The 7,353-nt window shown below is 40.5% G+C and carries 8 protein-coding genes and 1 pseudogene; 5 read left to right on the top strand and 4 right to left on the bottom strand.

Annotation, left to right across the window (positions count from 1 at the left end; translation table 11 throughout):
* Positions 1 to 479: 479 nt before the first annotated feature.
* Positions 480 to 814 (bottom strand): annotated as a pseudogene (locus tag I6E85_RS19330) (DapH/DapD/GlmU-related protein); the annotation flags it as partial.
* A 145-nt stretch (positions 815 to 959) separates the two neighbouring features.
* On the opposite strand from I6E85_RS19330, the gene I6E85_RS19325 reads away from it, so the two are divergent.
* On the top strand, positions 960 to 1,553 hold the full coding sequence (locus I6E85_RS19325) for a hypothetical protein (protein ID WP_024591702.1): 594 nt from the start codon (positions 960 to 962) through the stop codon (positions 1,551 to 1,553).
* A gap of 2 nt (positions 1,554 to 1,555) precedes the next feature.
* On the opposite strand, the gene I6E85_RS19320 is transcribed toward I6E85_RS19325, so the two are convergent.
* Positions 1,556 to 1,936: a hypothetical protein gene (locus I6E85_RS19320; protein ID WP_024591701.1), complete on the bottom strand. Its 381-nt coding sequence runs from the start codon at positions 1,934 to 1,936 to the stop codon at positions 1,556 to 1,558.
* 99 nt (positions 1,937 to 2,035) lie between these two features.
* Between I6E85_RS19320 and I6E85_RS19315 the strand changes: the two genes are divergently transcribed.
* The gene (locus tag I6E85_RS19315; protein WP_024591700.1) at positions 2,036 to 2,476 is read left to right on the top strand and encodes a TerB family tellurite resistance protein; all 441 of its coding nucleotides are present in this window, start codon (positions 2,036 to 2,038) and stop codon (positions 2,474 to 2,476) included.
* A gap of 21 nt (positions 2,477 to 2,497) precedes the next feature.
* Here I6E85_RS19315 and I6E85_RS19310 read toward each other — a convergent pair whose 3' ends face one another.
* A complete protein-coding gene (locus tag I6E85_RS19310; RefSeq protein WP_197237261.1) occupies positions 2,498 to 3,064 on the bottom strand; it encodes an NADPH-dependent FMN reductase in 567 nt (188 codons plus the stop codon).
* 119 nt (positions 3,065 to 3,183) lie between these two features.
* On the opposite strand from I6E85_RS19310, the gene I6E85_RS19305 reads away from it, so the two are divergent.
* Positions 3,184 to 4,083: a LysR family transcriptional regulator gene (locus tag I6E85_RS19305; protein WP_024591698.1), complete on the top strand. Its 900-nt coding sequence runs from the start codon at positions 3,184 to 3,186 to the stop codon at positions 4,081 to 4,083.
* 32 nt (positions 4,084 to 4,115) lie between these two features.
* Here I6E85_RS19305 and norR read toward each other — a convergent pair whose 3' ends face one another.
* Positions 4,116 to 5,672 (bottom strand): nitric oxide reductase transcriptional regulator NorR, encoded by a 1,557-nt coding sequence (gene norR / locus I6E85_RS19300; protein ID WP_008138686.1) that lies wholly within the window; start codon positions 5,670 to 5,672, stop codon positions 4,116 to 4,118.
* Positions 5,673 to 5,832: 160 nt separating this feature from the next.
* Here norR and I6E85_RS19295 point away from each other — a divergent pair, with 160 nt between their 5' ends.
* Positions 5,833 to 6,102: a hypothetical protein gene (locus I6E85_RS19295; RefSeq protein ID WP_007584928.1), complete on the top strand. Its 270-nt coding sequence runs from the start codon at positions 5,833 to 5,835 to the stop codon at positions 6,100 to 6,102.
* Complete coding sequence (locus I6E85_RS19290) at positions 6,102 to 7,334, top strand: NnrS family protein (protein WP_010555391.1); 1,233 nt, start codon at positions 6,102 to 6,104, stop codon at positions 7,332 to 7,334. Before I6E85_RS19295 ends, I6E85_RS19290 begins: the two co-directional genes overlap by 1 nt.
* The last annotated feature ends 19 nt before the right edge of the window (positions 7,335 to 7,353 follow it).

Genomic DNA, 7,353 nt, shown 5'->3' with positions numbered 1-7,353 from the left:
CAGTAGTGAAACGAAACAGCGCCGATGATAGTGTAGCATTTGCTATGTGAAAGTAGGACATTACCAGGCTTCAAATTGTAGAAAGCCCGGATCTAACGATTCGGGCTTTTTTACGTCTGAAGAAAAGTGAAATGCGCGCAATTAATACACACCCACATCAACACCTAGCACGTAGGGCGAGCGTAGCGACTCCCGACGTTAAAATCACAACAAAACCCCTCAATATCTCAGTCGGCCAATAAAGTAGCATTTGCTACGTGACTTTCTACCGCTGTGGGCACTATGACATTACACAAGCTTCACATTGTAGAAAGCCCGGATCTAACGATTCGAGCTTTTTTATGCTTGTAGAAAAAGTGATTCAGGTATTCCTCTATAGCGGAGCGTCTCTTAGTGAATAATTCACTTAATTTAACGAGTTAAAGTGCTCGCTGATGCGAGCGTAGCGACTCCCGACGCTAAAATCACATCGAGAATAGCTACAGTGTTCTTATTTCACGAGCTGGGTTACCTGCTACTACAGTATTAGGCATTACATTTTTAGTAACCACAGCACCCGCACCCACAATACTATTTTCACCAATGCTTACACCCGCTAAAATAATTACACCTGCGCCAACCCATATGTTATTGCCTAACGCGATAGGCGCTGCAAAGTTTTCCTTATTAAGCTTTTTTGCTGGATTAGTAGCATGTGACACAGCTAAAAGCTGAACGTTCGGGCCTATTAAGCAGTCATCACCCATGGTGATTAAGTAATTGGCCAGTGGCTAGTTGAGGTGTAATTAATATTTATAAAAGTAGGATTGTTAATGAAGGCTGAGATATTTAGTCGTTAATCGCTATTTAGAAGTTTTACCTAGTTGTCTTGTTCTAAATTTTATATAGATACTTCTAATAAAGTACTTAAGAAAACTGTACTATTACAGGTGTTTTAAAATAACTATAACGAGAAACATATGAAATTATTAACTGCAGCAACTTTAATAGTTGCTTCATCGACAGCTTTTGCAAGCCCTGCACCGTTAGTGTCTATTCCTACTCATGATGCCTTTTTTAATAGTATTGCAGCGCATTGCGGTAAAGCTTTTGAAGGTGAAGTAGCGGTAGATAACGCGAAAGGGCCAAGCTCATTTACAGATAAAAAGCTGGTTATGCATGTACGTAAATGTAGCGAGGCTGAGTTACAAGTACCGTTTCATGTAGGAGACGATGCATCACGTACGTGGATCATAACGAAAACGGGTAGTGGCTTGAGTTTAAAGCACGATCATCGTCATAAAGATGGAACAGACGACGCATCAACTATGTATGGTGGCCATACGCTTGATGCAGGGTTTTCGCAAATGCAGTCGTTTCCAGCAGACCAATACTCTAAAGAGTTATTCGTAAAACAAGGCATTGCACAGTCTGTAGGTAATACATGGCAAATGTATATTTACTCAGAAGTATTTACTTATCGATTAATTCGCCAAGGACGTGAGTTTAAGGTGGATTTTGATTTAACTAAACCGATTACTCCACCATCAGCACCTTGGGGTTATAAAGACTAAGGTTACTTACCCTTGTTTGTATCTTCTTTAGTTTCGCATTGTAGTAAAACACTTAAATCTGGTTGGTAAGCACGTGGTTTTGTTGGAAAGCGCTCGTACTCTTGCACGCCTTCAAGTATTTTCAACATAAAGGTATTGCCGCGGCATAGACGGTCAGCATGGCGTAATAAAAATACACTTTGATTGGTAAAGTGTTTGTAATCGTCTGACTGGATTTCTATTTTATAGTTGTCTTCGCCAATTTTTGTTTGGTAGTAATGCACTTTGTTGTCAAAGTCGTAGAGCTTCTCTGTTTCGGCTTTTTCAGCAAGTGCAGTATTTGCACTTGAAAGGGCCACCAGTGTAGCGCCTATAAATAAGCGTGGTGCGTTTATTCCTTTCATAAAATATATCCTTTAATTTGCGAACTTTATACCCATTAATAAAAGTAATAAGGTCGATTTCTTTACGTATTAGTCTAACACCCAAAAAGGGAAAGTGTGATGTTCAAACAAATAAAACAACTTTTTGCTGTATTCGATGAACAGCAGCCAAGTATGCAAGAGCACGATTTAAAAACAGCTGTTGCTGCATTATTAATTGAAGTTATGCGTGCAGATACCAAGCTTGAACATGATGAACAACGAACCCTGACTGTAACCTTAAAAAAGTATTTTAATTTAACAGATATTGAGGTTAATGAGCTTACTAATAACGCGGAAAGTAGCTTAGATGATTCGATAGATTACTTTCAGTTTTCAAAACAGGTTAATGAGCATTGCAGCGCGGCGCAGCGAATAGAAATAATAGAATTATTATGGCGCTTAGCGTATGCCGATGGAGAAATAGATCCCCAAGAAGACTACGTAATACGTAAAGTAGCAGGGCTTTTATATGTAACGCATACCGATTTTATCGCCGCAAAACTCGCGGCGACAAAGTAATTAGTTATTTAGGCGTGCAAGTTATCTTAACTTACTTGCAACGCTTACTAACTGATGAGCAAGCGCCGATACTCGCTCTGCAGTAACAGGTTCATTAATTTGCCCATTTTCATCAAACAATGTGTGTACAGCGGGTACTGCAAGTTGATCGGCAAGCACTAACGATCCAATACCACTTAATATATCACGTACATGATTTAAACTGCGTAACCCACCAAGTCCACCTGGTGATGCTGAAAACAGCGCCACTACTTTATTACGAAAAGCAGGAACAGCACCTTGCTCTGTGCGCGATGCCCAATCAATCGCATTTTTAAGTGCTGCAGTTATAGAGCCGTTGTACTCTGGGCTTGCTAGTAAAATACCGTCAGCTGCACGTAGCTTGTCTTTTAAAAGCTGTACATCGCTTGGTGTACCTTGCGCTTCAATATCTTCGTTAAATAGTGGGATGTTTAATTCGTTTAGTTTTATTACTTCTACTTCAGCACCTGTTTGTAGAGCAAAACGTGCTGCCTCATTAATAATTTTTTGATTAAAGCTTTCTTGTCGAAGACTTCCTGCTAGGGCGATAATTTTTGGTGCTGACATGCTAGTGACCTTTTAGTGTTTAAACTTACAACGCTAATGTAGCAAAATTTTACTTGTAGAAAACCCCAATAAACGCAACACTTATGTGCGTAAATGCACATAAGTATAAGGTAAACAGCATGGCGATAAAATTTGAAGATTGGCAAGACGTTAAAGTAGCGTTTGAAGTAGCACGATTAGGCACGTTAACGGCGGCAGCAGAAGAGCTTAATGTGCACCACAGCACAGTACTTAGGCGAATTAATAATCTTGAAAAAAACTTAAATGCACGCCTTTTTCATCGCCATGCCCGTGGTTACAAGGTTACTGAAATTGGCACCAAGTTATTTGCAACAGCACAAACTATCCATAGCTCCTTAGAGCAGTTACATAACGATATAGCAGCAGCCGATAGCACCCTTAGAGGGAGTTTATTACTAACGACGGTAAGTGGTTTTATGGATGTACTTGGTGATGTATGTGAGCAATTTCAGGCGCTACATCCACAAGTGCAGTTAGAAGTTATTTTAGAACAAAAAAGATTAAGGCTCGATCACGGACAAGCACATATTGCAGTGCGTGCAGGCCCAAGACCTGATGAGGGCGATTATATTGCTCAGCATTTGGCGCAGCTTTCATCGGGTTTATACGCTAATAAACGTTACATTAATAAATACGGCATGCCTAGATTATTAAGTGATTTACAACAACATAATTTTGTATCAGGTGTGGCGGGTTTTAATGCCCGCGTGCCTTATTTTGCATGGGCTGATGAAAATATTCCTGCATCGCAAATTAAGCTGCGAGTGTCTGAAACCGCAGAAGCGACTCGTGCAATAATTAAAGGGCTTGGCATTGGCGGATTACAGCATGACGTAGCGGCGCAATATTCTGATTTAGTACCTATATTACACAGTGAGTTAAGCTGGCCTACCGATGTGTGGTTAGTCACGCATCACTTAGTGCATCGCACTGCTAAAGTACAAGCTTTTGCAGGGTTGTTAAAAACACACTTTAGTAAGTTAGCTGCTAATCAATAGTTTTAGCAGCATTTTAGCTGTGTTTTAAATGATTATAGTGTTTTTTTTACTTCTATGCCTAGGCGTTTAGCCAAGCGTACTAAGTTAGCTCTATCTAATTCAAGTACTCTTGCTGCTGCTGACCAGTTGTAGTTATGCTTCTTTAATTGCTCGGTAATTACGTTGTATTGCAACGATTCTACAGCTTGCTTTAAAGGTTGGTTGATTAAGGTGTTGGTTGTACTTTGACTTGCTACTAGAGAGTTTTGCGGCGCACTCGGGGTTAAATCACAGTGCTCGCTTGTAATGGTTATTATTGGATTTTGCCATTGGCTTTGTTTTGCTTTTAGGGCGCTGCGACTAATAACATGTTCAAGCTCGCGAACGTTACCTGGCCAGTTGTACTGATTAAGCAGTACTTGCGCTTCAGGGCTTAGTTTTAATTGTTTTATCCCTAATTTACGGGCTGTTTGCTCAATAAAATAACCAGCTAAGAGTGTTATGTCGTGCTCGCGTTTACTAAGTGGTGGCACAGTAATAGGGTAGACACTGAGGCGATGGTATAAATCGGCTCTAAAGCGACCTTGAGCTACTTCTTCTTTTAAATTTCTGTTGGTTGCGGCAACGACGCGTACATCTACGTACTTTGGTGTGTCTTCTCCTACCGTTTGTATTTCGCCGCTTTGTAGCACTCGTAATAATTTACTTTGCATGGCAAGGGGCAGTTCGCCAATTTCATCTAAAAATAACGTGCCGCCATCAGCTAATTGAAATTTACCTTGGCGCGAATTTTGTGCGCCTGTAAAAGCCCCTTTCGCATGACCAAAAAATTCACTTTCAGCAAGATTTTCAGGAAGCGATGCACAATTTAAGTGAATAAGCGGTTGATCTTTGCGAGCTGAATTTAAGTGAATATTACGCGCAACAAGTTCTTTCCCTACCCCTGTTTCACCTAATATAAGCACGCTAAAATTAGATGCTGCAACGAGTTTAATTTCGTTTTTAAGTGTTTGCATTAGCGGACTTTGACCAATAATTTCACCGCCGTCCCGTGTTAACGCTTCACGATTTAGTTCTTGCACTAATGCACTTGAGTGCTGTGCATGCTGTTTGTAATGGGCAAGCTCTAAAGCTGTTTTAAAGTGCGCACTACACAGCGTTTGTAAGGTATTGAGTGTATCAGCGCTTATGCTGTTAAATGCATTGGCGTTAAGGCTATCAAACGTAAGTACGCCAAGTAGCGCGTTTTTATCATAAAGAGGTAAGCCTAAACATGCATGTACCGGTATGTCGCCGGTTTTAGCTAATAGTAATCCGTCGTATGGATCGGGTAGCGGGCAGTCGTGCGCAAATTGTAGCGCGAGTGTGCTTTTGCAAATAGCTTCTAGGCGAGGGTGTTCTACTATTTTAAATCGTCTGCCAAGGCTGTCGGACATTAACCCTTTAATTGCCAGTGGTTTTAATTGCTCGCCCTGAAGCACTAATAACGCACTTGCATCACTAGGAATCACCCGCTCAACCGTTGCTAGTAATTGATCAAAGCTATGCTCGTGTAGTGTACTTTGAGCAAGCTCTAGAGCAACTTGTGTAAGGTTGAATTGCTGATTCATGTCAAAATGACCTATTCGAGTTTTTATGAGTTAATTTATAGTAGGTCATAAAGACTCATACTGTAAAGTGGTTTAATTTAACTTATTGAATTTAATTAATTAAATTTGTTGGCACAGTATGTGTAATAGCTAAGTAACGTAGTTAGTTACAGAGATCGCCATGAACACACTAATGCTGAATAATTTAAATAATCAAACACAGTTTAGTTCACTATACGAAACAGTATTATTTGCTGCCAATACTGCATTAGCTGTGAGTTTAGTGTGTATTACGGCAAGTATTTTAATTAGCTACCCGTTTGCTGAGTACTTTTCCATGGCGGTGCAAGTATCAGCTCATATTGGGACTATTGTTATTGCTGCTATTTTAAAAGTAAGTTACGTACTGCGCTGTGTTGCACAACATGGTTTAGGGCAGGAGGTACGATAATGCGCCCTATAAACTTAACTGAGCCAATGCCAGCACGCGTTGCTATTCATCAAGTATCTCAATGGCCATTATGGATGCTCGCTTTTAGACCTTTCTTTTTAGGCGGTGGCTTATTGGCATTTTTGTCGGTGGGGTATTGGCTACTTATTTTAACAGGCCATGCAAGTTGGCACTCATCGATACCTGCGACATTATGGCACGCGCACGAAATGCTGTTTGGCTTTGCAGGAGTTGTAGCTGTTGGCTTTTTACTTACCGCTGCACAAACATGGACAGGCGTACCGAGCATAAGTGGGAAAGCCCTTATGTGGCTTACGTTTATATGGCTTGCAGCGCGCTTAGCCTTTTTTGTGATATTGCCTGATATTGCTCATTTTAATTTATATGCTGCACTTACATTACAAGTTATTTGGTGGCTAGGCGCCATAGCAGTACTGGCTAATATGTTATTAAAAGCCAATAGCAAAAGTAACTATCCGTTTTTAGCTATTTTAGCTGTGCTTTGTGGGCTCAATGTATTGTATTTAATACTTGTTTTAAAACAAAACATGCAGCTTGCACTTGGTGTGGTTGATACCGCAGTACTGGTAATTACTTTACTAGTTGGCATTGTTGCGGGTCGCGTTCTACCATTTTTTACCGCTAAAGGTCTAGGTTTAACCGCACAAGTTCGCACTCCTAAAATAGATAAAGCGGTGATGTATTTATCTATTTTGGCTATCACTTTATTTTTCATCAACAAGTTGTTTTTGAACACGATTAATCCTGCGTTAGTTGTTGCAACTGTTGCTGCGCTTCACCTGGTCAGGGCTGGTTTTTGGTGGGATAGCAAGGTATTGAGAGTGCCGTTGTTATGGTCTTTACATTTTTCCTACTTAGCGTTAGGCGTAGGGTTAATGATGGTTGCATTTAGCTTTTATAGCAGTGCAATACAATTTAAAGATGCGCTGCACTTAATCACTATTGGCACAATAGGTATGATGATTTTAGCAATGATGACGCGTGTATCACATGGTCATACAGGGCGTACACTCGCTATTCCTCATTACATGGCTGTTGCTTTTGCGTTTTTGCTTGTGGCCGCTATTACTCGTTCATTACTCCCTTTTATTATTGGGCCTCACCTTGCTTGGCAAATAAGTGCTTTGCTGTGGTTAGTGGCTTTTTCATTATTTTTAATTCACTGCACACCTATATTAACGCGGCGTCGTGTTGATGGGCGTCGTGGTTAGTTCATCCATAGGAAACACA

The sequence above is a fragment of the Pseudoalteromonas sp. NZS71 genome, from assembly GCF_015864715.1.
Classification (GTDB): domain Bacteria; phylum Pseudomonadota; class Gammaproteobacteria; order Enterobacterales; family Alteromonadaceae; genus Pseudoalteromonas; species Pseudoalteromonas arctica.
This window is presented reverse-complemented; position numbering and strand designations above follow the sequence as displayed.

Bases quoted from the DNA above. Each gene is read 5' to 3' on its own strand.
- I6E85_RS19325 (WP_024591702.1), top strand. From the start codon at position 960: ATGAAATTATTAACTGCAGCAACTTTAATAGTTGCTTCATCGACAGCT.
- I6E85_RS19320 (WP_024591701.1), bottom strand. From the start codon at position 1,936: ATGAAAGGAATAAACGCACCACGCTTATTTATAGGCGCTACACTGGTG.
- I6E85_RS19315 (WP_024591700.1), top strand. From the start codon at position 2,036: ATGTTCAAACAAATAAAACAACTTTTTGCTGTATTCGATGAACAGCAG.
- I6E85_RS19310 (WP_197237261.1), bottom strand. From the start codon at position 3,064: ATGTCAGCACCAAAAATTATCGCCCTAGCAGGAAGTCTTCGACAAGAA.
- I6E85_RS19305 (WP_024591698.1), top strand. From the start codon at position 3,184: ATGGCGATAAAATTTGAAGATTGGCAAGACGTTAAAGTAGCGTTTGAA.
- norR (WP_008138686.1), bottom strand. From the start codon at position 5,672: ATGAATCAGCAATTCAACCTTACACAAGTTGCTCTAGAGCTTGCTCAA.
- I6E85_RS19295 (WP_007584928.1), top strand. From the start codon at position 5,833: ATGAACACACTAATGCTGAATAATTTAAATAATCAAACACAGTTTAGT.
- I6E85_RS19290 (WP_010555391.1), top strand. From the start codon at position 6,102: ATGCGCCCTATAAACTTAACTGAGCCAATGCCAGCACGCGTTGCTATT.